The 26,620-nt window shown below is 29.3% G+C and carries 29 protein-coding genes and 2 tRNA genes; 28 read left to right on the forward strand and 3 right to left on the reverse strand.

All coding sequences use genetic code 11. From position 1 onward, the window contains the following. Positions 1-2: 2 nt before the first annotated feature. The 3 genes from K292_RS0100845 to K292_RS0100855 all read left to right on the forward strand — a co-directional run bounded on the left by K292_RS0100845 (position 3) and on the right by K292_RS0100855 (position 883). Positions 3-79: transfer RNA gene (locus K292_RS0100845), tRNA-Ile, on the forward strand. Positions 80-93: 14 nt separating this feature from the next. Then, positions 94-169: transfer RNA gene (locus K292_RS0100850), tRNA-Phe, on the forward strand. A 132-nt stretch (positions 170-301) separates the two neighbouring features. Further along, the gene (locus K292_RS0100855) at positions 302-883 is read left to right on the forward strand and encodes a thymidine kinase (RefSeq protein WP_027398243.1); all 582 of its coding nucleotides are present in this window, start codon (positions 302-304) and stop codon (positions 881-883) included. A gap of 57 nt (positions 884-940) precedes the next feature. On the opposite strand, the gene K292_RS0100860 is transcribed toward K292_RS0100855, so the two are convergent. Further along, entirely contained in the window at positions 941-1,843 is a 903-nt protein-coding gene (locus K292_RS0100860) for a TIGR01212 family radical SAM protein (protein ID WP_027398244.1), read from the reverse strand. Positions 1,844-1,979: 136 nt separating this feature from the next. Here K292_RS0100860 and K292_RS0100865 point away from each other — a divergent pair, with 136 nt between their 5' ends. The 25 genes from K292_RS0100865 (at position 1,980) to K292_RS0100985 (ending at position 25,004) form a co-directional block, all read left to right on the forward strand. Beyond that, positions 1,980-2,666: an epoxyqueuosine reductase QueH gene (locus K292_RS0100865; RefSeq protein ID WP_037372098.1), complete on the forward strand. Its 687-nt coding sequence runs from the start codon at positions 1,980-1,982 to the stop codon at positions 2,664-2,666. Further along, on the forward strand, positions 2,651-3,664 hold the full coding sequence (asnA, locus tag K292_RS0100870) for an aspartate--ammonia ligase (protein ID WP_027398246.1): 1,014 nt from the start codon (positions 2,651-2,653) through the stop codon (positions 3,662-3,664). Before K292_RS0100865 ends, asnA begins: the two co-directional genes overlap by 16 nt. A 154-nt stretch (positions 3,665-3,818) precedes the next feature. Continuing rightward, positions 3,819-5,834 (forward strand): replication restart helicase PriA, encoded by a 2,016-nt coding sequence (priA, locus tag K292_RS0100875; protein ID WP_037372099.1) that lies wholly within the window; start codon positions 3,819-3,821, stop codon positions 5,832-5,834. Positions 5,835-5,853: 19 nt separating this feature from the next. Continuing rightward, entirely contained in the window at positions 5,854-6,309 is a 456-nt protein-coding gene (def, locus tag K292_RS0100880) for a peptide deformylase (RefSeq protein ID WP_027398248.1), read from the forward strand. 11 nt (positions 6,310-6,320) lie between these two features. Next, the gene (fmt, locus tag K292_RS0100885) at positions 6,321-7,250 is read left to right on the forward strand and encodes a methionyl-tRNA formyltransferase (protein WP_027398249.1); all 930 of its coding nucleotides are present in this window, start codon (positions 6,321-6,323) and stop codon (positions 7,248-7,250) included. Positions 7,251-7,276: 26 nt separating this feature from the next. Beyond that, a complete protein-coding gene (locus K292_RS0100890; protein WP_027398250.1) occupies positions 7,277-7,984 on the forward strand; it encodes a zinc metallopeptidase in 708 nt (235 codons plus the stop codon). Next, entirely contained in the window at positions 7,985-9,298 is a 1,314-nt protein-coding gene (gene rsmB, locus K292_RS0100895) for a 16S rRNA (cytosine(967)-C(5))-methyltransferase RsmB (protein ID WP_027398251.1), read from the forward strand. It abuts the gene before it with no gap. Positions 9,299-9,343: 45 nt separating this feature from the next. Beyond that, a complete protein-coding gene (locus K292_RS0100900; protein WP_027398252.1) occupies positions 9,344-10,096 on the forward strand; it encodes a Stp1/IreP family PP2C-type Ser/Thr phosphatase in 753 nt (250 codons plus the stop codon). Next, on the forward strand, positions 10,089-12,074 hold the full coding sequence (gene pknB / locus K292_RS15470) for a Stk1 family PASTA domain-containing Ser/Thr kinase (RefSeq protein ID WP_051280096.1): 1,986 nt from the start codon (positions 10,089-10,091) through the stop codon (positions 12,072-12,074). The genes K292_RS0100900 and pknB overlap by 8 nt, the downstream gene beginning before the upstream one ends. Further along, positions 12,074-12,955, forward strand: a complete 882-nt coding sequence (gene rsgA / locus K292_RS0100910; protein ID WP_027398253.1) for a ribosome small subunit-dependent GTPase A — start codon at positions 12,074-12,076, stop codon at positions 12,953-12,955. The genes pknB and rsgA overlap by 1 nt, the downstream gene beginning before the upstream one ends. Beyond that, entirely contained in the window at positions 12,948-13,598 is a 651-nt protein-coding gene (rpe, locus tag K292_RS0100915; protein WP_027398254.1) for a ribulose-phosphate 3-epimerase, read from the forward strand. Before rsgA ends, rpe begins: the two co-directional genes overlap by 8 nt. 244 nt (positions 13,599-13,842) lie before the next feature. Next, positions 13,843-14,517, forward strand: a complete 675-nt coding sequence (locus tag K292_RS0100920) for a CpaB family protein (RefSeq protein WP_207637148.1) — start codon at positions 13,843-13,845, stop codon at positions 14,515-14,517. Then, positions 14,514-15,290: a hypothetical protein gene (locus tag K292_RS0100925; RefSeq protein WP_027398256.1), complete on the forward strand. Its 777-nt coding sequence runs from the start codon at positions 14,514-14,516 to the stop codon at positions 15,288-15,290. Before K292_RS0100920 ends, K292_RS0100925 begins: the two co-directional genes overlap by 4 nt. Then, entirely contained in the window at positions 15,272-16,642 is a 1,371-nt protein-coding gene (locus tag K292_RS15475; protein ID WP_051280097.1) for a P-loop NTPase family protein, read from the forward strand. The genes K292_RS0100925 and K292_RS15475 overlap by 19 nt, the downstream gene beginning before the upstream one ends. 21 nt (positions 16,643-16,663) lie before the next feature. Further along, positions 16,664-17,614 (forward strand): hypothetical protein, encoded by a 951-nt coding sequence (locus K292_RS0100935; RefSeq protein ID WP_027398257.1) that lies wholly within the window; start codon positions 16,664-16,666, stop codon positions 17,612-17,614. A gap of 12 nt (positions 17,615-17,626) precedes the next feature. After that, entirely contained in the window at positions 17,627-18,268 is a 642-nt protein-coding gene (locus K292_RS0100940; protein WP_027398258.1) for a hypothetical protein, read from the forward strand. A gap of 21 nt (positions 18,269-18,289) precedes the next feature. Beyond that, positions 18,290-18,430, forward strand: coding sequence for a hypothetical protein (locus tag K292_RS18420; RefSeq protein ID WP_156900432.1), 141 nt, complete (start codon positions 18,290-18,292; stop codon positions 18,428-18,430). A gap of 8 nt (positions 18,431-18,438) precedes the next feature. After that, the gene (locus tag K292_RS18425; protein ID WP_156900433.1) at positions 18,439-18,585 is read left to right on the forward strand and encodes a hypothetical protein; all 147 of its coding nucleotides are present in this window, start codon (positions 18,439-18,441) and stop codon (positions 18,583-18,585) included. A gap of 117 nt (positions 18,586-18,702) precedes the next feature. Continuing rightward, positions 18,703-19,113, forward strand: coding sequence for a hypothetical protein (locus K292_RS0100955; protein WP_027398259.1), 411 nt, complete (start codon positions 18,703-18,705; stop codon positions 19,111-19,113). Further along, positions 19,110-19,541, forward strand: coding sequence for a hypothetical protein (locus tag K292_RS0100960; RefSeq protein WP_027398260.1), 432 nt, complete (start codon positions 19,110-19,112; stop codon positions 19,539-19,541). Before K292_RS0100955 ends, K292_RS0100960 begins: the two co-directional genes overlap by 4 nt. 54 nt (positions 19,542-19,595) lie before the next feature. Continuing rightward, entirely contained in the window at positions 19,596-20,465 is an 870-nt protein-coding gene (locus K292_RS0100965; protein WP_027398261.1) for a hypothetical protein, read from the forward strand. Positions 20,466-20,655: 190 nt separating this feature from the next. Further along, positions 20,656-22,563, forward strand: a complete 1,908-nt coding sequence (thrS, locus tag K292_RS0100970) for a threonine--tRNA ligase (protein ID WP_027398262.1) — start codon at positions 20,656-20,658, stop codon at positions 22,561-22,563. A gap of 196 nt (positions 22,564-22,759) precedes the next feature. Next, positions 22,760-23,101, forward strand: a complete 342-nt coding sequence (locus K292_RS0100975; RefSeq protein WP_027398263.1) for a putative signal transducing protein — start codon at positions 22,760-22,762, stop codon at positions 23,099-23,101. A gap of 273 nt (positions 23,102-23,374) precedes the next feature. Beyond that, positions 23,375-23,908, forward strand: coding sequence for an RNA polymerase sigma factor (locus K292_RS0100980; protein WP_027398264.1), 534 nt, complete (start codon positions 23,375-23,377; stop codon positions 23,906-23,908). Further along, the gene (locus K292_RS0100985; RefSeq protein ID WP_027398265.1) at positions 23,895-25,004 is read left to right on the forward strand and encodes a hypothetical protein; all 1,110 of its coding nucleotides are present in this window, start codon (positions 23,895-23,897) and stop codon (positions 25,002-25,004) included. Before K292_RS0100980 ends, K292_RS0100985 begins: the two co-directional genes overlap by 14 nt. Positions 25,005-25,108: 104 nt before the next feature. On the opposite strand, the gene K292_RS19485 is transcribed toward K292_RS0100985, so the two are convergent. Both K292_RS19485 and K292_RS0100995 read right to left on the reverse strand, forming a co-directional pair. After that, positions 25,109-25,738 carry an ABC-2 transporter permease gene (locus tag K292_RS19485; protein WP_051280099.1) on the reverse strand — a complete coding sequence of 210 codons (630 nt, stop codon included), beginning with the start codon at positions 25,736-25,738 and terminating at the stop codon, positions 25,109-25,111. Continuing rightward, positions 25,732-26,619 (reverse strand): ABC transporter ATP-binding protein, encoded by an 888-nt coding sequence (locus K292_RS0100995; protein WP_245570812.1) that lies wholly within the window; start codon positions 26,617-26,619, stop codon positions 25,732-25,734. Before K292_RS0100995 ends, K292_RS19485 begins: the two co-directional genes overlap by 7 nt. Position 26,620: the final 1 nt, after the last annotated feature.

Consider the following 26,620-nt stretch of genomic DNA (forward strand, 5'->3'; position numbering starts at 1 on the left):
AAGGGCCATTAGCTCAGTTGGTCAGAGCGTCCGGCTCATAACCGGCAGGTCCGGGGTTCAAGTCCCTGATGGCCCACCAAAAATATATTATATGCCCAGATAGCTCAGTAGGTAGAGCAGAGGACTGAAAATCCTCGTGTCCTTGGTTCAATTCCGAGTCTGGGCACCATAATCTTTATAAAAGGTAGTCGCTTGCAGACGTATGTCCGAGGGGCTATTTTTTTAATTTGTCCTTTTATTATGATTGATTTTATATAATGTTTGTCTTAGAATAATTAGTATAAGAAGAGGAGGAGTTGCAATGGCTCAATTATATTATAGATATAGTACAATGAATGCAGGAAAATCAATAGAATTGATTAAAGTTGCATATAATTATGAAGAAAGAGGGAAAAACGTATTAGTTTTGGCTCCAAGTGTTGACGATAGATATGAGCTGGGATATATTACTTCAAGAATCGGTGTATCAAGGAAAGCTGATATGATTGATAGTGACTCTAATATCTTAGAACTATTTATGAAAAAAAATCGAGAAAAGAAAATAGATTGTGTTTTGATTGATGAATGTCAGTTTTTAAAAAAGCATCATGTACAGGAACTTGTTGAAATTGTAGATAGCTGTGATGTTCCTGTTCTTGCATATGGATTAAAAAATGATTTTAAAAATGAACTATTTGAAGGTTCATATTATATGCTTGTATATGCAGATAAAATAGAGGAAATAAAGACAATATGCTGGTGTGGAAGGAAAGCTACTATGGTTGCAAGAATTGTTGACGGTAAATTCGTTAAAACAGGAGAACAGATAGTAGTAGGCGGCAATGATATGTATATATCTCTTTGCAGAAAGCATTATAATGATGGTAGATTAGGAGAAGATTAATAGCAGGAAGCAGGCTGACATAATATAGTCAGCCTCTTTTTATGTTATTTATAAAAATTATTTTTCTAATCTTTTACCTTGATATGACTGCCTTTCTTTGAACTCTTTATTAACTCCATTTAGTATGGTACGTTTTTCATAACTCCATTCGGGTGCAATAAGCAGATGTCTTGGAGCATCAGCCGTAATTCTGTGTATAGTAATATTTTGTGGAACAATTTCCAATGCATCTACAACCAAGTTAATATATTCCTTTTTTGTTGGTATATGAATTTTATCAGGATAAAATTCAACAAGTTTAGTATTTTTTAAAACATTCATAAGATGTATTTTAATACCGAATATATTTTTATCACAAACATACTTGAGAGATTCAAGCATTTGTTTTTTATCTTCACCTGGAAGTCCAAAAATTAAGTGCACTACGGTTTTTATATTTAATCTAGATAAATTTTCAATAGCTTTATCAAAAGTAGATAATGGATAACATCTGTTGATTAAATTAGCAGTTTCTTCGTGCATGGTTTGAAGGCCTAGTTCTACCCATAAAAAATTCTTTTTGTTAATTTCATCTAAAAGGCATAAAACTTCGTCAGATAAGCAGTCTGGACGTGTTGCAATGGCTATACCTATAACATTTGGATAACTAAGAGCTTCGTAATATTTTTCCCTTAATATTTCAATAGGGGCATATGTATTTGTATGACTTTGAAAGTAGGCAATATATTTTCCTGAGGGCCATTTCTTAGATAAGAGTTTAATTTGATCAGGAATATTACTGGCAAAATCCCCAGAACCTTCTGATGAACAAAAAATACAACCATCAATTCCTTTTGTGCCATCCCTGTTTGGACATGTAAAACCACCATCTAAGGATAATTTTATAATTTTACACCCAAATTTTTCTTTTAAATAATTTCCTATAGAATTAAAATAACTATTTACAAATATATTTGACATATTATTTCCTTACCTTTAAATTGCTAATAAAAATGTATTACATTTATAGTGATGTGCTTTGCAGTTTTATAAATCTATGATATAATATTTTGTCATAAATGTGAAGATATTTTATGAAGAAAGAAGAACGTTAGAAATGAAAAAATGCAAAGAAAATAGTTGTATGAATTCTCATTGTGAGATAAGAAATTTAAACAACGATAGTTATATTAGTATAAATGATTTAGATGATGTAAGTGTTATAAAGCCCCAATTATTGCTGCATAGCTGTTGTGGTCCTTGCAGTACTTCAGTCATTGAAAAGTTAGTTTACTCTTATGATATAACTGTATTCTTTTATAACCCGAATATTACAGATACAGAAGAATACAAGAGGCGTAAAGATGCTCAAATTTCATTTATAAATCAATATAACGGAAGTAAAGATTCTATTGGAAAAATTGCATTTATGGAAGGTTCTTATGATGTAGATGAATTTTATAAAGTATCTGCTGGATTGGAGAAAGAGCCTGAAGGCGGGAGAAGATGCGTAAAATGCTTTGAAATGAGGTTGGAAAAAACAGCTGAAACTGCAAGTCTTTCAGGTTATAATTATTTTGCAACAACATTAACCGTGAGCCCTTATAAAAATTATGCTATTATAAGTAAAATAGGAACTAAATTAGGAGTTAAATATGGGCTTGTTTTTTTAAATGAAGATTTTAAGAAAAAAGATGGTTATAAAAGATCAATAGAATTGTCTAAAAAATATAACCTGTATAGACAAAAATATTGCGGATGTAAATTTGCACAAGGAGGAAAAATAAAATGTCAAAAGGATTAATAATACCAGAAGGTTATTCACCTGTAATTGAGTTTATGGAAAGTCAAAGAGCAATTAAAAAGATTAAGGATTTTTTTCAGCAGGAGCTTGCTTATGGATTAAATCTTAGACGCGTTACTGCACCATTATTTGTTATTCCTGAAAGTGGACTAAATGATAACTTAAATGGTTATGAAAGAACAGTAACTTTTACTTTAAAAGATATGAATGAGCAGAAAGTAGAAATTGTTCAGTCTTTGGCAAAATGGAAAAGAATGGCTCTTGGAAAGTATAATGTAGAAGCTGGAAAAGGTATATATACTGATATGAATGCAATTAGAAGAGATGAAGAATTTGATAATCTACATTCAGTATATGTTGATCAATGGGATTGGGAAAAATCAATAAATAAAACAGATCGTACAGAAAAATATTTAAAAGAAACTGTAATTACTATATATAATGCTATAAAAAATTTAGGAGATTATGTTAATAGATTATATAGAGATCTTCAAACAGAGCTCCCTAATGAAATATATTTTATAACTACTCAAGAACTTGAAGATAGATATCCTGATAAAACTCCAAAGGAGAGAGAAAATGCTATAGCAGAAGAAAAGAAGGCTGTTTTCATTATGAAGATTGGAGGAAAGCTGAATTCGGGAGAGAAGCATGACGGAAGAGCACCAGATTATGATGATTGGGAATTAAACGGAGATATTGTATTATGGAATGAAGTTCTTTCTATTGCTTTTGAAATTTCTTCTATGGGAATAAGAGTGGACGAAGAAGCAATGGAAAGACAATTAAAACTTGCAGACGCAATGGACAGAAAAGAATTTCCATTTCATAAGGCTATTTTAAATAAAGAACTGCCTTATAGTATAGGCGGAGGAATTGGACAATCCAGACTATGCATGTTCTTTTTAAGAAAAGCACACATTGGAGAAGTTCAAGTTTCAGTATGGCCTGAAGAAATGATAAAAGAATGTGAAGAAAATAATATATTTTTATTATAAGAATTATATATTGAGATTGTAAATAATATCAAAGAAAGTATAAAAATAATCGGCAGGGAATCATCTGATGAAACTGCCGATATGTGCAAATAGAAATCTCTGATTACGTGATTTGCTCTTTCTTTATAATATTTAAACATAGATAAGGAATAAAATGAAATATGTAAATGTGGCAATAGATAATAATAATGACAATACTGATATTTTATATACTTATGCTTGTGAGTTTGATGAAATTAAGATTGGCAATAAGGTTTATGTTCCTTTTGGAAAAGGAAACAGAACAAAGGCTGCATACGTATTTGAAGTTTTAGATAAAATATCTATTAATATAAATAAGATTAAGTATATAGATCATATTGATGAAGAAATTTCTTTAAACAAAGAAATTATAAATACATGTAAATGGATAAGACAGCAATACATATGCAGATATATTGATTCTATAAAATGTTTTACGCCAGCCGGAAGTTTATCAAAACGAGGTAAAATAAGAACTCCGTACAAAGATTTTGAAGGAGAATATAAGTCTATAAAAGACTTGACTATGGAACAATCTAATGCTTTAGATAGAATAAATCCATTTATAGAGAAACAAGAGTATAAAACTTTTTTAATACATGGTGTTACAAGCAGTGGAAAAACTGAGATTTATATGAGAGCCATTGATAAATGTATTAAAATGGGACGTACTGCAATAATGCTTGTGCCTGAAATTTCTTTAACAACTCAAACTATTGAAAGATTTATTGGCAGGTTTGGATCAGAAAATATGGCAGTACTTCATAGTAAGCTTTCATTAGGGGAAAGATATGATGAGTGGATGCGTGTAAAGAAAGGAAAAGTAAAGATTCTTATTGGTGCACGTTCCGGAGTTTTTGCTCCATTTGAAAATATTGGAGTAATAATTTTAGATGAGGAGCATGAGACGACATATAAATCAGATAAAACTCCTAAATATGATACAGTAGAGGTAGCAATAAAAAGAGCACAGCAAAATAATGGGATTGTACTATTAGGAAGTGCGACCCCATCATTAATCTCTTCATATAAAGCTGAGAAAGGTTTGTATGAAAAAATAACATTGAAGAAAAGATATAATGAGGCTAATCTTCCTGAAGTTCAAATCATAGATATGAGGGAAGAATTAAAAAATGGTAATAAAACCATTTTTAGCGTTGCTTTATATAACGAAATATGTAATTGCTTAGATAATGAAAAACAGGTAATTTTATTTTTGAACAGAAGAGGTTATTCTTCTTTTATATCTTGCAGAAGCTGTGGATATGTTCTTAAGTGTAAAGAATGTGGAATTTCATTAACTTATCATAAATCCAATAATAAAGCTATTTGTCATTTTTGCGGTTATACAGAGGACATCCCTGAACAATGCCCAGAGTGCCATGGCAAATATATTAAACATTTTGGTGTAGGTACTGAAAAAGTAGAGGAAGTATCTAAAAAGTTATTTCCTCAAAGTATTGTAGAAAGGTTAGATCTTGATACTACTAAAAGAAAAGGAAGTATTGATAAAATTATAAATAATTTTAAAAAAGGAAAAACACATATTTTAATAGGAACTCAATTAGTAGCTAAAGGTCTTGATTTTGCAAATGTAGGATTAGTAGGAATAATTTCAGCGGATATTACTTTAAATATATCAGATTTTCGTGCTGCTGAGAGAACCTTTCAGCTAATTACACAAGCTGCAGGCAGAGCAGGAAGAGGTAATGAATCTGGTAGGGTAATTATACAATCTTATAGTCCGAATCATTATGCTATTTTAGCTGCGGCTAAACATGATTATGGGGAATTTTATAAGACGGAGAAAATGATCCGAAGTATGTTGCTTTATCCTCCATACAGTGATTTAATACAAATTATTATTTCATCTGAAGAGGAAGAAGAAGTTCAGCTTAGAAGTGAAAAAGTGGTACAAGATTTTATTAACAAAGCAGGAAATAAAAGTAAAAAGTATATATTTGGACCACACCCTGCTCCAATGAATAAAATAAATAATCATTATCGCTATCAATTGTTAATTAAATGTTTGCCTGAAAACAGATTAATATATACACAGATAATTACCGAAATTAAATTGGGCATAAGTACTGACAGAAATGCTAAATATTTAATTTCTATTGATATTAACCCATATAGTTTTTTATAAATAATTAAAGGAGTACAGAATGGCATTAAGAAATATAGTTACAGAAGGTGACGATATATTAAGGAAAAGATCAAGAGAAGTAAATGAAATCAATGATAGAATTATTATGATTCTTGATGATATGTTAGAAACGATGAGATACTATAATGGTGTAGGAATTGCAGCACCACAGGTTGGGGTGTTAAAAAGAATTTTTATAGTAGAAGTAGAGGACCAGTTATTTGAATTGATTAACCCGGAAATAGTAGAGGAAAGTGGCAGCTATGTTGATGAAGAAGCTTGTTTGAGCGTACCTGGTGTAATTGGTATTGTTGATAGACCAAATTATGTTAAGATAAAAGGCTTAAATCGAAATGGAGAAGAAGTTGTTTATGAAGGTAAAGATTTTTTAGCAAAGGCGTTTTGTCATGAATATGATCATTTAAATGGTACTTTGTTTATAGATAAGGCTACTGATATTAGAAATGTAGAATAGATGGTGAAAATATGAAAGTTATCTATATGGGTACTCCTGAGTTTGCAGTACCTGCTTTAGAACAATTATATAATAATGGATATGAAATACCAATTGTGGTAACACAACCTGATAAAGCAAGGGATAGGGGGAAAAAAATTCAGTTTCCTGCCGTAAAACAAAAAGCTCTGGAACTTGGTATAAGAGTATTACAGCCGGAAAAAGTAAAAGGTGATACAGCTTTTATTTCTCAAATAAAAGAGTTTGAACCTGATTTAATTGTAGTGGCGGCTTATGGAAAAATATTACCTAAAAGCATTCTTGATATACCAAAATATGGATGTGTTAATATACATGCGTCTTTATTACCTAAATACAGAGGAGCAGCACCAATACATTGGAGCATCATTGAAGGCGAAGAAGAAACAGGAGTTACTCTTATGTATATGGAAGAAGGTTTGGATACGGGGGATATGATTGCTTCTTCCAAAACAAAAATTGATAAAAAAACCACATCAGTATTACATGATGAGTTGGCTGAAATGGGAGCAAGGTTATTAATTGATACAATTCCAAGTATTGAAAATGGAACAGCAAAGAGAATAAAACAGGATGATAGTAAATCAACGTATGCTCCTATGATATTTAAAAAAGATGGTATTATAGATTATTCAAAAAATCCTATTGAAATTGAAAGGCTTGTAAGAGGATTAAATTCTTGGCCGGGAGCATATACCATATATAATGATAAGACTATGAAAATATGGGAAGCAGAAGCTAAAGAAAAAGAAAGCTCAGAAAAAGACGGTACTATATTAAATGTATCTGATAAAGGAATAGAAGTTGCCGCAGGCGGAAAAATACTATTAATTAAAAAAATTCAAATGCCGGGTAAAAAATCTATGCCGGTTGCTGATTATTTAAAGGGAAATAAGATTGATATTAAAACTATATTAGGTTAAATAATATCAGAAAGGATCTTAGAGATATGTATTATTATGGAATTGATCCCACATTTATTTTATTAATACCTGCAATAATATTTACAATGATTGCACAAAGAAAAGTTCATTCTGCCTATGCTAAATATGCAAGAGTAAGAAACAGAAAAGGAATGACAGGAGCACAGGCTGCAAGAAAAATATTGGATATGAATGGTTTAAGAGATGTATCTATTGAAATTACACAAAGAGAATTATCTGATCATTATGACCCAAGGAACAGAGTAATGAGACTTTCACCAAAAGTTTATAATGAACCTTCAATTGCTTCAATCAGTATTGCAGCACATGAATCAGGTCATGCAATTCAGCATGCTAAAAGTTATAAACCATTAGTAATTAGAAACAGTATAGCACCTGTTGTGTCGGTTGCTTCAAATCTATCTTGGCCGATAATAATAATAGGTTTTCTTATTATTGGTGCAGGCAATAGAACATCAGGCACTTTAGTTTTTGATATAGGTATTTTATTATTTACTACTGCAGTTATTTTCCAGGCTATTACATTACCTGTAGAATTTGATGCTAGCAAAAGAGCAATTGACCAAATGAATTCTTTAGGAATCATATATTTGGAAGAGAGCAGCAGTGCTAAAAAAGTATTATCAGCTGCGGCTCTAACTTATGTTGCCGCTTTAGCTGCTTCTGTTGCGAATTTAATTCGATTGTTATTAATTAGGGGGCGTAATGATTAAATGGATGTGAATAGAAAAACTGCGTATTTTACATTAATGGATGTAGAAGAGAAAAAATCCTATTCTAATTTAGCACTTAACCATCATATCATATGTGGAAAACCAGATTCAGTTGCTTTTGTTAGAGAACTGGTTTATGGTGTTTTGGAAAACAAAATTTATTTGGATTATATAATCAGTAAATTTGTTAATACACCGGTAGATAAGATGAGATCAAGAGATTTAACAATACTTAGGATGGGAATTTATCAATTAGGATTTATGGATTCTGTTCCAGAGTATGCAGCTGTAAATGAAAGTGTTGTTATAGCAAAAAGATTTTGCAAAGGCAGAGAAGGTTTTATTAATGGGGTACTTAGGTCGTATATTCGAAGTAAAGACAGTATCGAATTGCCGGATAGAAATGCAGGAGAAATTGAATATCTTTCAACTAAGTATTCTTATGAAGCCTGGATTATTGAACTTTGGTTGGAGCAATATAATGTGGATTTTGTTGAAAAACTACTTAAAAGTGGTAACGAAACACCAGATCTAGTTATTAGAGTAAATAATTTGAAAACAAATAAAGAAGACCTAAAGAACAAGTTGTTGGCGAAAGATTATTCTGTAAAAGATGGGGCTCTTTGCAGTGAGGCATTGCATGTAAAAGGAAGTGGATTATTAAAAGATAATCTTTACAAAAATGGAATGTTTTCGGTTCAAGACGAAAGTTCTATGTTAGCAGTTGAAATGTTAGATCCTAAACCTAATGATCTTGTTATGGATGTTTGTGCTGCTCCGGGAGGAAAAACCTTATTTATTGCAGAAAAGATGAATAATAAGGGAATTATTAAGGCCTGTGATATTTATAAAAGAAAACTAGGAATTATTGATAAAGAATCTGAACGTTTAGGCATAACAATTATAGAAACAAAAACTTGGGATGCATCAAAGATTGATTCGTCTATGGTAGATAAAGCCGATAAAGTTTTAGTTGATGCACCATGTTCAGGTCTTGGAGTAATTCGAAGAAAGCCGGAAATAAAGTATAAAAAACGAAATGATAATACAAAAGAATTACCAATAAAGCAATTAGATATTCTTTGTGCTTCATCAAAGTATGTGAAGCCGGGAGGAATATTAGTGTATAGTACTTGTACCATTTCTTTATATGAGAATCAAAGAGTAATCAGTGATTTTTTAAGAAAAAATCCATCTTTTGAAAAAATTGAAATATTACAATTATTTCCAAACATTAATAATTCGGATGGCTTTTTTATTTGTAAGATGCAGAAGGAAAATAGCATAATATCAAAAGATCGTGCCACACTTTAATAATTTTTTAAAAAACATATTATACGCAGTTTTGGGGGTATTAGTATGGTACAAGTAGGATTTAAAACTGACAAAGGTAAAAAACGTAAAAATAATGAGGATTCTTTATTTGTAATTCCAGAATATAAAACATATATTGTAGCTGACGGAGTAGGAGGTCATAATTCCGGTGAAATTGCAAGCAGAACTGCTGTAAGCAGCATTGCGGAATATATTAAGTCAAATCCTTTCGATGAGATTTATGAAGAAGAATATCTAAGGGAATATTTTTTAACTTGTTTGAAGCATGTAAATGAGAAAATATATAAGATATCTTTAGAAAATAGGCAGCATAGTGGTATGGCTACTACAATAGTTATTCTTTTTATAAAAGATGGCAAAGCCTATATTATAAATGTTGGAGACAGCAGAGCATATATAATTAGAAATAAAAGCATAATTCAGATTACGCAAGATCATACATATGTAAATGAATTGCTTAAAAATGGATCAATCACTATTCAACAAGCTAAGATTCATCCTCAAAAACATATGATTACCAGAGCCCTAGGTGGAGACATAGATATTTATCCGGATTTTTATCAAATAGAAATTAAGGAAAAGGATATTTTCATTTTATGTACAGACGGACTTTACAGTGAGGTAGAAGAAGATAAAATATGTGAATTAGCAATAAAAAACAATACTATGAGTAGTCTAAGCAATGAATTAATTAAGCTGGCAAATAAAAATGGCGGAAATGATAATATTACCGTTGTTTGTTTAAAGATAGGAACAGGAGGAGCCGCATATGAGTAGTAGATTACTTGCAGGCAGGTATGAATTACTTGAAAAAATAGGCGATGGCGGCATGGCCATTGTATATAAGGCAAAATGCAAGGTACTAAATCGTTATGTTGCAATCAAAATATTAAAACCTGAATTTACTAAGGATGTTAAGTTTATAGAGAATTTCAGAAGAGAGTCACAAGCAGCAGCAAGTCTTACACATCCTAATATAGTAAATGTATATGATGTAGGGAAAGATGGTAATATTAATTATATTGTAATGGAACTCATAGAAGGTAAAGTTTTAAGCGATATAATAAAAGAAGAAGGCCCTATGGAAGCAAAAAGAGCCATTTCAATTACAAAACAAATAGCACTAGCTCTTAGCTTTGCTCATAAAAATCAAATAATACATAGAGATGTAAAACCTCATAATATTTTAATAACTGAAAATGATGTTGCTAAAATAACTGATTTTGGTATCGCTAAAGCTGTTAATTCAGCTACCATTGTAGGACAGACCGGAATTGTTATGGGTTCTGTACATTATTTTTCTCCTGAACAGGCAAGGGGTGGTTATGTAGATGAAAAATCGGATATTTATTCCCTTGGAATAGTACTGTATGAATTACTTACAGGGAAAGTACCTTTTGATGCAGATAATCCTGTTGCAGTAGCGGTTATGCATATGAATGAAGAAATAGTCCCTCCCTCTAAATTAGTGCCGTCTATTATACCAGAGCTTGAAGAAGTGGTTATGAAAGCTACGAATAAGTATCAGACAAGCAGATATAAGACCGCAGATGAAATGTATGAAGCTTTAGACAGAGCAGCTTTCAGCATGCTTGGACTTACTGGAGAAGGTGCACAGTATATGTACAAGGGTATGGGAACTACGATGACAATGGAAGCCGTTAATAATAATATTACTAAAAAACAGGAGCTGCCAAAAGAGGAAGAAAAGGAACATGAAGAAAATATGAGAGAGAAAGTCAAAACTAAAGATAGAAATAATAATGGAAAAAAGAAATTTAGATTAAACAAAATAAAAGTACTTGCAATTATATTGGCATTAATTTGTGCAATTCCTGCAAGTCAATTTATACTTTCTGCTGTAGAAGGATTTGGAAAAGAAAAGGAAGTTGAAGTTCCTAAGCTAGTAGGTATGACTATAAGCGAAGCCGAAAAAACATTAGAAGATAAAAATTTAGAATGTGAAGTTGAAGATAAAGTAACTAGTAGTGAATATGAAGAAGGCCGAATAGTATCACAAGATCCGCCGGAAGGTATGAAGATAAAAACAGGTCAGACCATAAAGGTAAATGTTAGTAAGGGTTTAGAGTACGGAACCGTACCTGATGTAACAAATAAATCTTTGGAAGATGCAATTTTTTCATTAAAAGCTTATGGGTTTGATAAAGGAGAAGTTACTATTCAGGATAGTGAACTTGATGAAAATGTTGTAATAAGCCAATCTCCAAAGGGAAACACCGAGCAGGCTCCGGGGACGACTATTGATTTGGTTGTAAGTAATGGAAAATACAGTAATCTTGCAGAAATGCCTAATCTACTTGGATTAAGCTTAGAAAAAGCGAAAGCAGAGATAAAAAAAGCAGGTTTACAAGTAGGTGAAATCGGAGAGGAATCCAGTCAAGCTTATGAAAAAGATAAAGTTATGTGGCAGCAGTATGAGGCTGGTCAGGAATTAAATGAAGGCAGTACTGTAAATATAAAAATAAGTAAAGGAAGCAGTGAACCAGAAGGGCCTAAAGATATAAAATTGACTATTGATTATAATGAAGCTAAAAATGAAGTTTTCTTTTTAACTGTAGTAATTTCGGATGAAAATGGCGTAAGGACAGTATGCAGCGGTGAAGAGAGATTTAGGAGCAACGGATCAGAAGAATTTACTTTAACAGGAACAGGTAAAGGCACGGTTACCGTTATTTTTGACAATGATAAGGTTATTGAAAAGAAGGTAAATTTCAATAGTGGAGAGATTAGTTAATGAAAGGAATTATTATAAAGGGGATTGCAGGGTTTTATTATGTAAGGACAGATAATCAAATATATCAATGTAAAGCAAGAGGAATTTTTAAGAAAAACGGTATTACTCCTTTTGTGGGAGATGAGGTTATTATAGAAGAAACCGATGAGTTAGATGGAGAAGCCGTTATAAATGAAATATTGCCAAGGAAAAATTCATTTATAAGGCCTCCAATTGCAAATGTTGATTGTTTTGTTATTGTTATTTCTATTGCAAAGCCTAAGCCTAATTTAATAATTTTAGATAAGTTTTTAGTTATGGCAGAAAAAGCTCATACTAAAATTATCATATGCTTTAATAAAATTGATTTAGATAAGGATAACAGATTAGAAGAGATTATGAAAGTATACGAGAATCTTTATACAGTTGTCAAAGTAAGTGGATACACAGGAGAAGGCATAGATGAGTTAAAAAAACTTTTAAAAGGTAAAAAGAGTGCATTTGCAGGGCCTTCAGGTGTTGGTAAATCTACGTTACTTAATAACTTACAGGAAGGCTTCAATGTGCAAACAGGAGAGATTAGTTATAAGACTAATAGAGGAAAACATACAACAAGACATGTAGAAATTTTTGAGCTGGATTTTGGAGGTATGATATATGATACACCTGGATTTACGTCATTTGACGTTTTAGATGCTGAGGAAGATGAATTACATTATTTTTATCCAGAAATGATTTCTTTTATAGGGCAGTGCAAATATGATAATTGCCGTCATATTAAAGAGCCAGACTGTAGAATTAGGGAGGCTGTGGATTCAGGAAAGATTCATAAATCCAGATATAACTCATATGTAACACAATATAATGAAATTAAAGAAAAGAGGAAAAAGTATTATGATTAGACTAGCACCATCAATTTTATCTGCGGATTTTTCTAAATTGGGCGAAGAGGTAAATACTATTGAAGAAGCAGGTGCACATTTGATTCATGTAGATATTATGGATGGTCATTTTGTACCTAATATAAGTTATGGTGCTACTGTAATGAAAAGCTTAGTAGGAAAAACAAAATTGGCTTTTGATGTACATCTTATGATTGAAAATCCGGATTTATATATTGATGATTTTGTAACTGAGAATACAGAATTTATTACTGTACATGTTGAGGCATGCCCACACTTACACAGAACAATTCAACATATTAAATCCTTAGGAATTAAAGCTGGTGTTGCATTAAATCCTGCAACTTCTTTATCTGTTTTAGATTACATAATTGATGATATAGATATGGTATTAATAATGTCAGTTAATCCTGGTTTTGGTGGACAAAATTTTATTTTGTCAGCACTTGATAAAGTTAAGGAGTTAAAGGAAATTAAAGATATTACTAATTCTAATTTGCTTATTGAATTAGATGGCGGAGTTAATCTTAATAATGTAAAAGAGATTATTGATGCTGGTGTAGAGATAGTAGTGGCAGGATCTTCAGTCTTTAATGTGGATAATATTGAAAAAAGAGTAAAAGAATTTCTGGAAACTTTTTAAATTAATATTTATAAACTTACAGGGTAGATTAAAATATCTATCCTTTTTTAATTTTGATAAAAATATTTTTTTTTAACAGGCTAAGTATTTATTACAGTGGTGATAGATTACTTAGCTTTTTATTTTACATTTATATATTGGGAAAAATGTAAAATAATGGTTGACAAATATTAAAAATGGATTAAAATAAAGATAAGAAATGTAAATAAATACCAAAAATAGAATGAAAGGAAATAATATAAAGTTGATAAATTTTAATAAGATGAAACTTTTTATAGGATTGTTATTAATAGTTATTGCTATAGGAGGTCTTACATTCTGGGAATTGAAAGGACGAAATCTTTTATTTATGGAAACAGTAGTTGTAGCTAATCAAGACATTACAGCAGGCACTAAAATAACAAAAGATTTATTGTCACAAACAGAAATTTTAAAAGAAAATAAAGTAAAAGGAGCAATTAAACCTGAAGAGATCAATGAAAAATATGGGAAGGCTATAAATCAAAATATATTAAAAAGTGATCAAATATCTGCTGAATATTTTAATAATGATGATTTTTGTATAAAAAAAGGGCAATCAATCTTTGTTATAAATAGAGATTGGATAGCTATGCGCAGTAGCTCTTTAAGGAGAGGTGATATAGTGAATATTTATTTATCTAATAATGAAGGTCTAAAGCTTGGCACATATAAATTAGCTTATGTTAAAGATGATTCTGACAGAGAGATAAAAAGTGTAAATGAAATGACTGGAGTAAGGGTTAATAATAATGATTTACTTGATAGAGAGGATAGCTCTGGTTCTATAGATCATATTGAAATTATTTGCAGCATAGATCAGTATGATGTAATTAAGAAGATGGTAGAATCTCAATTAGAACCTTCACTAATAATTGTACAAAAGGAGGATTATAAATGAATAATTTTTTTGTTTTTCATGGAATAGATCATAAAGTTGGTACTACTATGATATCTCAATCAGTGGCGGAATATATTTCAAACAACTATGATGATTTAAAAGTACTATTTATGACATTAAATGGAAGAGAGAGCACTGAATATATAAAAGATATACCTGAAACTATTGAAGGGATTAAAATACATATCGATAATAAAATGTTGAGAATAGAAGATTTTAAAAGAGCGTGTAAAATAACAGATTCTCTTTATATATTGGCAGGTATTACAAATGAATTAGAAAAAAGATATTATTATCCTGATACTGTATCTTATTTACTTAGTGCAGTAGCTTCTTATTTTGAAGTTATTATTATTGACAGTGGTAATGAAATTGATAATGGACTTGCAGTTGGTTCATTGTCGTCAACAGATAATAAATTTTTGATTATTACACAAAATGAATCAACATTAAAAAGGTGGGAACGAATGAAGCCTATCTATAATAAATTAGAAATATATTTTAATCGTTTTATAGTAAATAAATTTGATAATAAAGATCCATTTAGTTTAAATTACATTATGCAGAGATTTGAACTTTTAAAACCTAATATGCTAAAGGTAGAAAGAACAGATTATGATCGTCAGGCAGAGATGGATTATAAAACTTTATTAGAATATCGTAATGAAAAATATAATCATGATATAGAAGAACTTTCAAATATTATTTTAACAAAGATAGGTAAACCAATTAAAAAGAAGCAAAGGAAAAATATATGGAGAAGTTTTATTTAGATGAATATTATTCCTCTTCTAAGGGAAAAAATCAAAATAAGTCTATTGCTGACAGTATTGAATTTGTAAAATTATGCAGTAGAATTAACATTGAATTTTTAAAAGAATGGGAAAATAAAAATGAAAATATTAATTATACTCTAAAAATACAAAAAAAGGCTATTATTGGATATGAAAAAGAAGTTGCTTATTTTAAAAGTAAAATTAAAGTTTTAGTAAAAAAATTAGGGGCAAGTGATACAAGATATCCAAAGTGGTATAAAAGCTTAGCGGATGCAATTTATCATGAAAATTGGGGATTGGCAGGCATTGCGGAATGGTTTAGCGAAGACATTATTAATAGCAGTTCCGCAAAGGTTATAGGAGATAGAATATACTTTTTAGAAAATGGACAGATGAAATTAAAAGAGCAAAAAATATCAAAAGACAGAAGACAGCAACTCATAAGAGCGTTTCTATTACTTACACCAGAAGAACGATTAGATAAAGAATCTCATGAAATATATATGTTGGATGGAACCAGAGTTACTATCTTTGGCGGTAGCATGGTAAAAGATGGACAAGATGTAATTGTTTTCAGAAGATATGTAATTCCTAATTACAGCTTTGAAGAACAGGCAGCAAGAGGGACTATTCCAAAGGCAGCAATACCACTATTTACAGCTATGGTTAATCTTGGATATAATATTGCTTTCACAGGTGCTGTAAGAACTGCTAAAACCACGTTTCTATCTACTTGGCAAAGCTACGAAAATCAATTTTTAGAAGGAGTAATGGTGGAAACAGATCCTGAAATACCATTACATAAAATTATGAAAGATGCGCCCATAATACAAATAATTGCCGACAATGATAAGTTGAAAAATATATCCAAAAATTTACTTAGAAGTGATGCTGATTATTTTATTATGGCTGAAGCTAGAGATGGAATTGCACTTGATACAGCATTACGTATAGCGAATAAAGGTACAAGAAGAATGAAAATAACTTTCCATACGAGAGATCCTTATTTTTTTCCATATGATGTTGCCAGTGAAATTGTAAAAAGTTTAGGCGGAGATCTAAATATAACTGCTAAAAGAGTAGCATCTAGTTTTGACTATATATTTCATTTTATACAATTAAAAAATAAAAATCAAAAAAGATTAAAAGGAATATACGAATTAAGTTTAGATATTAAAAAGAATGAAATTATTATTAAACAAATTTGTAGTTATGACGTGGAAAAAGATGATTGGAGTTGGAAGAATCATATAAGTAATGATAAAAAAATTGCAGGAATGGAGGAAGATACACAATCATATTTAAAATTTTCGAGAATTTTATGTGATTTAGAAAAAAACAATGATTAAAAATATATGGAGGTTGGTTTTTTGACAAGAATAGATTTATTTGTAATTATAATAAACGTTGTTATCTGTATAACATTTATATTAGGAATTTTTATAGTGTTTAAGGATTGTTTTTTCAGTTATTATATGAAAATAAAAATGTTTAAAAGATTGCAAGCAAGAAGAAATGCAATGAAAGAGATGAATTGGATAGAGAATCATTTAGAGCAAATTATAGCTATCGTATTAAAAAATAAAATACAATCAAGAACTTTTATTAAAATTGAATTAGGAATATTTATTGTTGTTTTTCTTATAGGAATTAGAAATGTTTCTATGATTTCAGCAATATTTATGTCTTTCATAATTATGATTTGTCCTTACTTACTTCTTAGAGTTAAATTAGAAGTTTATAGGAGAAAAGGAAGTTATGAGGGTGAAATGTTAATTGTTGAATTTTTAAACCAATATAGAATCAATAATTATAATATTTATCGGGCAATTGAGAGAGTAATTGAAGAAAATAAAGGAATGAAAATAAGTAATAAGCTTTTATATAAATTACTTATGGAAATCAGAAGTACTGGTAATAAAGATGTTATAAGAAGAGCTACAGATTCTTTTGCATATGGAATAAATACAAACTGGAGTAGGATGTTAGCTAACAATATTAGAATAGGGGTAGAAACAGGAATAAATGTTTCTTTATCAATTGAAGATATCTTAATTCAATTAAGAGATGCGAGAACTATTATTGAAGAAAGGAAAAGATTGAATTCAGAAGCCAACAGAATCCTTATTTTCCTTATACCATTTATGTACATTTCAACGATATATATGTCAATTAAATATCTAGATATACCCTTAAATAAATTCATGCAAAATCAGATTTATACATCCCAGGGTTTTTTCCTATTAACTATTATTTTGTTTTTATTTTTATTAAATATAGTTATTATGGAGTTTATAAATAATCAGAGATTTGATTTTTAACAAGGAGAGAAAATGAAAATAACACTCATGGTTTATGCTTTATGTATTCTTTGTTTTAGCTTAGGAGTTCTTTTTATAATAAATAATAACTTTACAAGATGGAGGATAGATAAAAATAATTACCAATATAAATTAAAGGATTATATTAATAAATTAAAAACAAGTAAATATATAAAAAAAATAAAAAACGAAAAAAAAGATAAAGAAATATATGAAGCTATTGCATTTTTAAGAAATATGACTACTCTTGGTAAGGGAAGTATGGTAAGTGCAGATTTTGTAATTCAGCAATTGGCAAGTCATAAAGGTATATTACAGCCGATTTATATAAGAATGCTAAGTTATCTGAGATTAAATAAAAAGGAAGAAGCTGCTATAGCTTTTTATGAAAATGTAGGAACTCCTATAAGTAAAGATTTTGCAAGATTATTAATTCAATGGGATGAGATGGATCCAAAAGATTTAATTGAAATTTTAATTTCTTATCAAAAAAATATAAAGGAAGAAAAAATTACACTTCAAAAAAAAAGAGATGAAATAATTAGTGATCTAATTTATTTTCCTGTTGTAATTAATGTAATAGTAATATTTATTAATTTTATATATGTAGCATATTTCCTTGATCAAAAGGAAATTTTACAAATGTTTATTTAAAAGAAAAGAGGGAGCATTAGAATGAAACAAATTATTGTAATGATAGCTATGGTTATGTTAGGAATTGCTATTGCTGGGATGGTGGCTACTTTTAAAGATACAGCAAATGACATTTCAGTTACAGCAAATAATAAAGTAAAACAAGTTATTTCAAATGAATAGGTGTGGAAATGAAACAGTTTATAGTATTATGCAGTACCATTCTTTTAGGAATAGCTATTTTTAAACTAATTATGGGAGAATCAGATGATTCAATAATTAACACAGTTAAAGAGGTATGGCAATCAGAATTAGTAATAAAAACGAGATTACCATAAAAGTATAATTATTAAAATTAATTTTATATTAAATGAAATTATAAAATTTTACAGCTTAAAATGAAGAAAACTTGATTAAAGATTGATTGATTTTTTTTAAAATGATTGAGGTAAATAATGAAGCAATTAATTGTATTGATGGGAGTATTGCCTATATTGGTTTTATTTATTATGCAATATTCTTTAGAACAAAAAAATAATGATTACATACAGAGATTTCAAGAATATGTTTATACTGCAAAAGAACAAGCAAAACAGACAGGATATTTTGATGAAAATATTAAACAGGAGCTTGCACACAATCTTTCTACTAATTTAAATATTCCAGATAGTGAGATTGTTATGAATGTAACAGAAGTACCAAAATTCAGAACTAATACCTATGATGATAGAGAATTAATTTATTATAAAATATCTGTACCGATTGAAAGATTAATGGCAGGTAATAAATTTCTTGGAATATCAGATGAGGATAACAGAGGTTGGTACACTATAGAGAGTAAAACAGCGAGTGAGTTAATAAAATGAAGACTTTTATTGTTTTTGTAGGGATTTTGATTATTAATATATCTTTTATTATTTATCAAGGTGATATGAATAGGTATGTTCAAGCACAAAATTTTTTAAAAGCTACTGCTGAAGAATGTGCATCGGGTGCAGCACTTTATTATGATGAAAATTTATTTTCTGAAGGGAAAATGGTATTTAAATATAGTGAAGGTATAAAATTTATAGAAAATTTTCTAAATGAAACAGAAAATAAAATGCCTTTTGAAAATTGCAGCAAAATTATGTATTCTATAGTTTTTGAAGATGATTTACAGGGGTATAAAGAAGATTCGAATCCATCAGTAGAAGTAATATTAAAAGTAGAAACAGAAGATTTTTTCAGATTACCATTTTTAAATATCAATAATGTTGAAAGAATGGCTAAATATGAATTACCTAAGGCATAATTAAAAAATTATGTGTTCATAATAGTAATAAAATTATTATTATGGGACATAAATATGCAAAAAAATATATACATGAAAAAAAATATAATGAAAAATAGTTTTATAATAACGGCATCTTTTTTTATTGTCGTTATTTTTCTTATATCTTTTTTAAATATGAATATACAAAAAGAAGCGAGTTTTATTCCCAATTATTCCAAAATAAATTTACAGAAAATATTGCAGAAAGAGCATTTTACTGATGATGATTATAAAACTTTATTAATGCAGACAGGACTAGGAGAAAATGCAGTTGATAAAATAATAAAAACAAATTCTTATAATGAATTAAATAATATTTTTAATAAATATCAAAGTGATTTTTTAAAAAAGCCTAATCATTGCATCAGAAAAATTGGTTTAGTTACTTATGAAGATAAGATAATCAATAAAGAGGGAAATATAATAAAAGCATTTGAAATACCTGATATAAAAAACGGTGATGTAGTAATCAGTAAGAGTACTTTTTCATTAGGGTGGAGACATGGGCATGCAGCTCTTGTTACTAATGCTGAAAAAGGGGAGATCATAGAAGCAACAGTTTGGGGATGCCCTACTAAAATAAAAAATATAAGCAGTTGGCAGAGTTATTCCAGCTTTATATTACTTAGACCAAAAAAAGCAATTGAAAGTGAGGAAATCAGTAAATTTGCATTAGAAAAATTAAAAGACATTCCATATGGTATTTTTACAGGTATACCTAATAAAGATCCTGATTGTATATCGAAAACACAATGTGCCCATTTGGTTTGGTATTGCTATTACAAGTTTGGATACGATATTGATTCAGATGGTGGCTGGCTTGTAACACCAAAAGATATTGCAAGAAGTAAATTCTTTGATATAGTACAAGTTTATGGCGTAAATCCAGAGGAAATATGGTAATAGATTTCTTGACAAATGAAGCTATTAGCTTATAATTAAATCATACTCTTCAATTAATATGGGGGGATTTTAATGTAATTTTAAATTTAATAGTTATACTTTAAGTTACATTATAAATAAAAATATCTTCTTAATATAAATATAAATGTTGAAGTCAGATTAATATATATAAAATAATCGGGAGGAAATTATGATAAAAGTAACATTAAAAGATGGCAGTATAAAAGAAGTTGAAAATGGATCAACTATTTTAGAAGTAGCAAAATCTATTCATCGTGGACTTGCGAAAGAAGCTGTAGCAGGGATTGTTGATGGTGAAGTAAAAGGATTAGATTTTAAAATAGATAAGGATTGTCAATTGGGCATTCTAAAATTCGAAGATGAAGAGGGAAGTAATACTTTTAGGCATACAAGTTCTCATATTCTAGCTCAAGCGGTAAAAAGGTTATTTCCGGAAGCAAAACTTGGAATTGGCCCTGCCATAGATAATGGCTTTTATTATGATTTTGATTTAGAACATAAATTTTCAGATGATGATATTAAAAAAATAGAAAAAGAGATGCGAAAAATTGTAGAATCAAATGTACCTCTAGAAAGATTTGAATTACCAAGATATGAAGCAATTAAACTTATGGAGGAAAAGGATGAGCCATATAAAGTTGAGCTTATTAATGATTTACCAGAAGATGCAGTTATTTCTTTTTATAAACAAGGTGATTTTACAGATTTATGTGCAGGGCCACACTTGTCCTCAACAGTAGGAGTTAAGGCTATTAAAATAATGAGTGTTGCCGGTGCATACTGGAGGGGAAGCGAAAAAAATAAAATGTTGCAAAGAATTTATGCAACATCTTTCCCTAAACAGAAAATGTTGGATGAATATATTGAAAGATTAGAAGAGGCAAAGAAAAGAGATCACAGAAAAATTGGTAAAGAGATGGATTTATTTGCAATATTTGAAGAGGGACCAGGATTTCCATTCTTTATGCCTAATGGTATGATTATCAGAAACGAATTAGAATCATTTTGGAGGCAAGAACATACTAAAAGAGGTTATCAAGAAATAAAGACTCCATTGATCTTAAGTGAAGAATTGTGGCATACATCAGGTCATTGGGATCATTATAAAGACAATATGTACTTTACTAAAATTGATGATAATGATTTTGCAATAAAGCCAATGAACTGTCCAGGAGCTATGCTTGCATATAAAAGAAAGATGTACAGCTACAGAGATTTTCCTATGAGAATAGGGGAATTAGGCCAAGTTCATAGACATGAATTATCAGGTGCATTACATGGACTTATGAGAGTTCGAACATTTACTCAGGATGATGCGCATATTTTTATGTTACCAGATCAAATTAAAGAGGAGATCGTTGGAGTAATTGATTTTATTGACTATGTATATAATCTGTTTGGTTTCAAATACCATATAGAACTTTCTACCAAACCTGAAGATTCAATGGGTTCTGATGAGGAATGGGAGATAGCTACAAATGCATTAAAAGATGCTATGGATCAAAAGAATATACCTTATATAATTAATGAAGGTGATGGTGCATTTTATGGACCTAAATTAGATTTCCATTTAGAAGATTGTATCGGAAGAACATGGCAATGTGGGACTATTCAACTTGATTTTCAAATGCCGCAGAGATTTGATTTAACTTATATTGGCAGTGATGGTGAAAAGCATAGACCTGTTATGATACACAGAGTAATTTTTGGAAGTATCGAAAGATTTATTGGTATTTTAACAGAACATTTTGCAGGAAAATTCCCATTATGGCTTGCTCCAGTACAGGTTAAACTTTTAACTGTAACAGAAAAGTTTGCTGATTATGCTGAGAATTTAGGTAAACAGCTAACTGAATCTGGATTGAGAGTTGAAGTTGATGTAAGAAATGAAAAAATTGGTTATAAAATAAGAGAAGCTAGAAATGAAAGAGTTTCATATATATGCGTGATTGGAGAAAAAGAAGTAGAATCAGGTGAACTTACGGTTCGTTCAAATAAAGAAGGAGAACTTGGCTCTATGAAACTTGATTCATTTATATCAAAATTACAAGAAGAAATAAGAACAAAATCAGTATAATATAATTTAAGTTTAAGCGGGGCAGGTTTTTTACCTGCCTTTAATATAATTGCATTTTAACGAAAGCATATTAGAAGTTGTCAGGCAATCTTATTAAATCCGCCATATTTTAAAGTGACAATATGAAAATGACTTTATAAAATTGTTTATAAAACCTTTAAATAATTTTTACATTTAGGTAGAAATGGAGAAAAATATGTTTGGTAATAAAGAAAAAAAAGAATGGAGAGACGGAGTTTATCTTTGCACAGTAAAAAATAGTTTTGAAGCTGATATTCTTGAATCTAAACTTAGAGGAGAAGGAATTCCTACAATTAAAAAATATAAAGGTGCTGGTAATTTTTTAGAGATTTTTATGGGTTCTAATACTACTTTTCCGATTGATTTATATGTACCTGAGGAAGCATTAGAGGATGCTAAAAACATAATCGTCGCAGTACCTTTATCAGAAGGTGAAGCAGTGGATTTTGATGAATTGACAGAAGAAGAGTTGGATGAATTAATTGGCGAGGAAGAAACAGACGAAGAAGATAAATAAAAAAATAAAATAATAATTGATCAAAAGATTGAATCCAATAATGGGGACTCAATCTTTTTTTGTCAGTAAAAAAGTATATTAATTAAAAGAGTATATAAAAGGATTATATGCTTTTTTAAAAAACTTATATAAAAGATTATTTAAAAATATTTTTTAATATTTGTGAACCAAATATAAGATTATTACAATATATAGATGAAAGGCTAAACAATTTATGCTTTTTAAATAAATAATATGCATATTAAATAATCAAAGATAGGAGGAAATAGCAAGTTGGAAATTGAAGACTTAAGTCACTTGATTAAAAATCATGGTAAAGAAATCTATGGATTTTGCTACAAATTGACAAAAGATAAGCATCATGCAGATGACTTGTATCAAGATACATTTTTAAAAGCAACAGAGCTTTGCAGAAGAATTGATACCACACAAAATCCAAAGAGTTTTCTTATTGCTATATCGATCAGGATTTGGAAAAATCAACGGAGAAAATATGGGTGGAGAAATAAAATTGCAAAAATCGAAACATTTCAAGATGGAATTGTTAATAACACTGAGATGGCTGATGTAAGCACACCGGAATACGTTGTTTTAAATAATGAATGTAATAAAATGGTTGAAATGGCTTGTGAGAAATTAAATGATAAACTAAAAATACCATTATATTTGTATTACAATGTTTGTATGCCTGTTGAAGATATTTCCGAGGTACTTAAAATTCCAAAAGGAACTGTAAAAAGCAGACTACATAAAGGAAGAAAAACTGTAAAAGAATTTTTGGAGGTTAACGGATATGAGGGATTTTGAAAAAATAGACGAAGTTTTATGGAAAACGCTTTCTTCAGATATTGAACCTGATGAATTATTAAATCAAAAAATTATTAACCAAGCAAAAATGAAGAAAAGTACATCATATTTTAATATAAAAAGAGTTCGAGTTATCGCGGTATTGATGATTCTTATATTAGCTACAACAGCTACAGTATTTGCAGCTTGGTATTTACTTACGCCAAAGCAAGTTGCGCAAAATTTGGGAGACGATGGTCTTGCAAATGCTTTTGAGGGTAAAGATGCATTGGCAATTAATTCTTCACAGGTATGCGGAGATTATAAAATTACTTTGTTGGGGCTTGTTTCAGGCGAAAAAATTAGTGATTTTAAAAGTTCGATCAGTGATATTTATCCAAACAGAACATATGCAGTAGTAGCTATTGCTAATTTAGATGGTAAGGCGATGCCTGATACGAGAGATGAAGAATATGATAAAGTACCATTTTTTATTTCTCCGCTTATTAAAGGCATGGATCCTAGAGAATTTAATATTATTACAATGAACGGAGGATATAGTGGGTTTGTAAAAGATGGTATTATGTATAGAATTGTAGAATGTGATGATATAGAAATTTTTGCAGACAGGGGATTATATTTGTGCGTTACTTCTAGTACATTCTATGATATTAATGCATTTAATTATAATGAGCAAACTGGTGAAATCACTCGTAATACTGATTATAAAGGGGTAAATGTTCTATTTGATCTGCCAATTGATAAATCAAAAGGGGATTATGATAAAGCAGAAAAATATTTAAAACAATTAGAGGAACAACAAAATGCAAATACATCAGATGAAGAGGTAACAAACCTTCAGGACTTATTAAAAGAATCGACCCTTGTTAAAGATTCCGTTCAAGAAGTTGTTCCTGATGAAAATGGTAAAATTACTTATAAATTTGAGAATGATGAAATTTCTACGGATATAAAATATTTATTTGAAGAGAATCAAGTTGGTTTATCAGATAATTATTATATTACCGAAGATGATTATTATAAGAATATCCTTGTATTCTCAAGAGATTCAGATGGCACTATCAAAGTTATGACTTATAGAAATAAACTAAACTAATTCTTATGGGAAACAAAATACATCACATAACTTGTGATGTATTTTGTTATATAGAAAACCATGTTAGATGAGTAGATGGTTATTTTAATGAAAATCTAGACTAATTAAAATTCTTTATTTCTATAAATTTTAGATGAGAAAAAATAGGATAATACAAATAATATGATAACGATTAAAGGTAAAAATTTTGCTACAGTAATAAAATCTGTTTCTTTTTGCAACGAAACTCCAAGCTTTACAAAGGCGGTTATTGAACCAAAAATTAAAGCATATACACCAATTAATATAATTCTTACCTTTTCTACTCCAAATTTAAAAATTAAAGGAAGGATTATACTGGTTAAAAATAATGAAATGCATAAGATTAAGCCACAGGCAATTATTATAGTGCCTATTGTATCGGTTGAAGCATTAAGATTTAAATGGATCATATTGAAAATAAAAGCTATTATAGTTCCGATTATACATAGAATGAAAGATAGTATATATTTACTTAATACGATTTCATCTTTATTTATAGGAAGAGAATGAGCATAATTTTCCCATTTAGCTAATTTATCATAACTAAAGGTATTAATTGTTAGCATCATAAATATCATTACACACATTCCACTGAAAAATAAAAAAGAGTCTTTTGATAACAAACCGAAAAACAAAAAGAATAATAATACAAATATTATTGTTTTTCCAAAAGATTTAATAGTATATAAGTCTTTTAAAATTAATCCTAGCATAAAGATTTTTCCCCCTTAACATAAAACATCATAATATCTTCAAGATTTACTGTATCTATTGTAAATTGTTTGTATTTTTTTTCCATTATTTTTTTATTTTTTACAAGAATTTCATATCCAAAAGAATTTTTTCTTTTTCCTATAATATCTTCTTGGTTAATTTTATTAAAATCATCATTACCGCATAATAGCAAACCATAATCCCATAAAAGAGTATCTTTGGATTCAGTAAAAATAATTTCACCATCATGTATGAAAGTAATATAGTCACAAATTTTTTCTAAGTCACTTGTTATATGAGATGAAATAAATATTGAATGATTCTCATCTTGAATAAATTCTAGAAATATATCTAATATTTCATTTCTGATTATTGGATCAAGCCCACTTGTAGCTTCATCTAAAATGAGAAGTTTAGGATGGTGTGATAGGGCTGTCGCTAAAGATAATTTCATTTTCATTCCTTTAGAAAGTTTTTTGAAAATTTTATTATCAGGTATGTTAAACTTGTTTAAATAATCTTTAAAAAGTGAATTATCCCAGTTGGAATAAATTTTGCTCATAATTTTTGATATATGGGCAGGTTTTAAATTTTCGTGGAAATAACTTTCATCAAGTACAACTCCTATATCTTGTTTTGCTTTTTTATCTTCTTTTATATTATCATATCCAAGTAATGTAATATTCCCTGAATCTTTCTTTAGTTGATTGAGGAGCAATTTAATAGTAGTTGTTTTACCTGCTCCGTTTTCTCCTATAAAGCCCATGATACACCCTTGAGGCAGAGAAAAATTTATATTTTTTAAGTTAAAAGAATTAAAAAATTTATTAAGATTTTTTACTTCAATTGAATTTTTTATACTATTCTCTTTTTCTGTCATT

Origin of the sequence: Anaerovorax odorimutans DSM 5092 (assembly GCF_000426305.1) — a bacterium.
Taxonomy (GTDB): Bacteria; Bacillota; Clostridia; order Peptostreptococcales; family Anaerovoracaceae; genus Anaerovorax; species Anaerovorax odorimutans.

What these genes read in the sequence shown, in the direction of transcription:
- K292_RS0100960 (WP_027398260.1), top strand. Translation starts at nt 19,110, where the DNA reads ATGAAGACTTTTATTGTTTTTGTAGGGATTTTGATTATTAATATATCT.
- def (WP_027398248.1), top strand. Translation starts at nt 5,854, where the DNA reads ATGGCATTAAGAAATATAGTTACAGAAGGTGACGATATATTAAGGAAA.
- pknB (WP_051280096.1), top strand. Translation starts at nt 10,089, where the DNA reads ATGAGTAGTAGATTACTTGCAGGCAGGTATGAATTACTTGAAAAAATA.
- K292_RS0100975 (WP_027398263.1), top strand. Translation starts at nt 22,760, where the DNA reads ATGTTTGGTAATAAAGAAAAAAAAGAATGGAGAGACGGAGTTTATCTT.
- asnA (WP_027398246.1), top strand. Translation starts at nt 2,651, where the DNA reads ATGTCAAAAGGATTAATAATACCAGAAGGTTATTCACCTGTAATTGAG.
- K292_RS0100860 (WP_027398244.1), bottom strand. Translation starts at nt 1,843, where the DNA reads ATGTCAAATATATTTGTAAATAGTTATTTTAATTCTATAGGAAATTAT.
- rsmB (WP_027398251.1), top strand. Translation starts at nt 7,985, where the DNA reads ATGGATGTGAATAGAAAAACTGCGTATTTTACATTAATGGATGTAGAA.
- K292_RS18425 (WP_156900433.1), top strand. Translation starts at nt 18,439, where the DNA reads ATGAAACAGTTTATAGTATTATGCAGTACCATTCTTTTAGGAATAGCT.
- K292_RS0100965 (WP_027398261.1), top strand. Translation starts at nt 19,596, where the DNA reads ATGCAAAAAAATATATACATGAAAAAAAATATAATGAAAAATAGTTTT.
- K292_RS0100985 (WP_027398265.1), top strand. Translation starts at nt 23,895, where the DNA reads ATGAGGGATTTTGAAAAAATAGACGAAGTTTTATGGAAAACGCTTTCT.
- K292_RS0100925 (WP_027398256.1), top strand. Translation starts at nt 14,514, where the DNA reads ATGAATAATTTTTTTGTTTTTCATGGAATAGATCATAAAGTTGGTACT.
- K292_RS0100995 (WP_245570812.1), bottom strand. Translation starts at nt 26,619, where the DNA reads ATGACAGAAAAAGAGAATAGTATAAAAAATTCAATTGAAGTAAAAAAT.
- K292_RS0100900 (WP_027398252.1), top strand. Translation starts at nt 9,344, where the DNA reads ATGGTACAAGTAGGATTTAAAACTGACAAAGGTAAAAAACGTAAAAAT.
- K292_RS0100955 (WP_027398259.1), top strand. Translation starts at nt 18,703, where the DNA reads ATGAAGCAATTAATTGTATTGATGGGAGTATTGCCTATATTGGTTTTA.
- priA (WP_037372099.1), top strand. Translation starts at nt 3,819, where the DNA reads ATGAAATATGTAAATGTGGCAATAGATAATAATAATGACAATACTGAT.
- K292_RS0100855 (WP_027398243.1), top strand. Translation starts at nt 302, where the DNA reads ATGGCTCAATTATATTATAGATATAGTACAATGAATGCAGGAAAATCA.
- K292_RS19485 (WP_051280099.1), bottom strand. Translation starts at nt 25,738, where the DNA reads ATGCTAGGATTAATTTTAAAAGACTTATATACTATTAAATCTTTTGGA.
- rpe (WP_027398254.1), top strand. Translation starts at nt 12,948, where the DNA reads ATGATTAGACTAGCACCATCAATTTTATCTGCGGATTTTTCTAAATTG.
- K292_RS0100865 (WP_037372098.1), top strand. Translation starts at nt 1,980, where the DNA reads ATGAAAAAATGCAAAGAAAATAGTTGTATGAATTCTCATTGTGAGATA.
- rsgA (WP_027398253.1), top strand. Translation starts at nt 12,074, where the DNA reads ATGAAAGGAATTATTATAAAGGGGATTGCAGGGTTTTATTATGTAAGG.
- K292_RS0100890 (WP_027398250.1), top strand. Translation starts at nt 7,277, where the DNA reads ATGTATTATTATGGAATTGATCCCACATTTATTTTATTAATACCTGCA.
- fmt (WP_027398249.1), top strand. Translation starts at nt 6,321, where the DNA reads ATGAAAGTTATCTATATGGGTACTCCTGAGTTTGCAGTACCTGCTTTA.
- K292_RS0100940 (WP_027398258.1), top strand. Translation starts at nt 17,627, where the DNA reads ATGAAAATAACACTCATGGTTTATGCTTTATGTATTCTTTGTTTTAGC.
- thrS (WP_027398262.1), top strand. Translation starts at nt 20,656, where the DNA reads ATGATAAAAGTAACATTAAAAGATGGCAGTATAAAAGAAGTTGAAAAT.
- K292_RS15475 (WP_051280097.1), top strand. Translation starts at nt 15,272, where the DNA reads ATGGAGAAGTTTTATTTAGATGAATATTATTCCTCTTCTAAGGGAAAA.
- K292_RS18420 (WP_156900432.1), top strand. Translation starts at nt 18,290, where the DNA reads ATGAAACAAATTATTGTAATGATAGCTATGGTTATGTTAGGAATTGCT.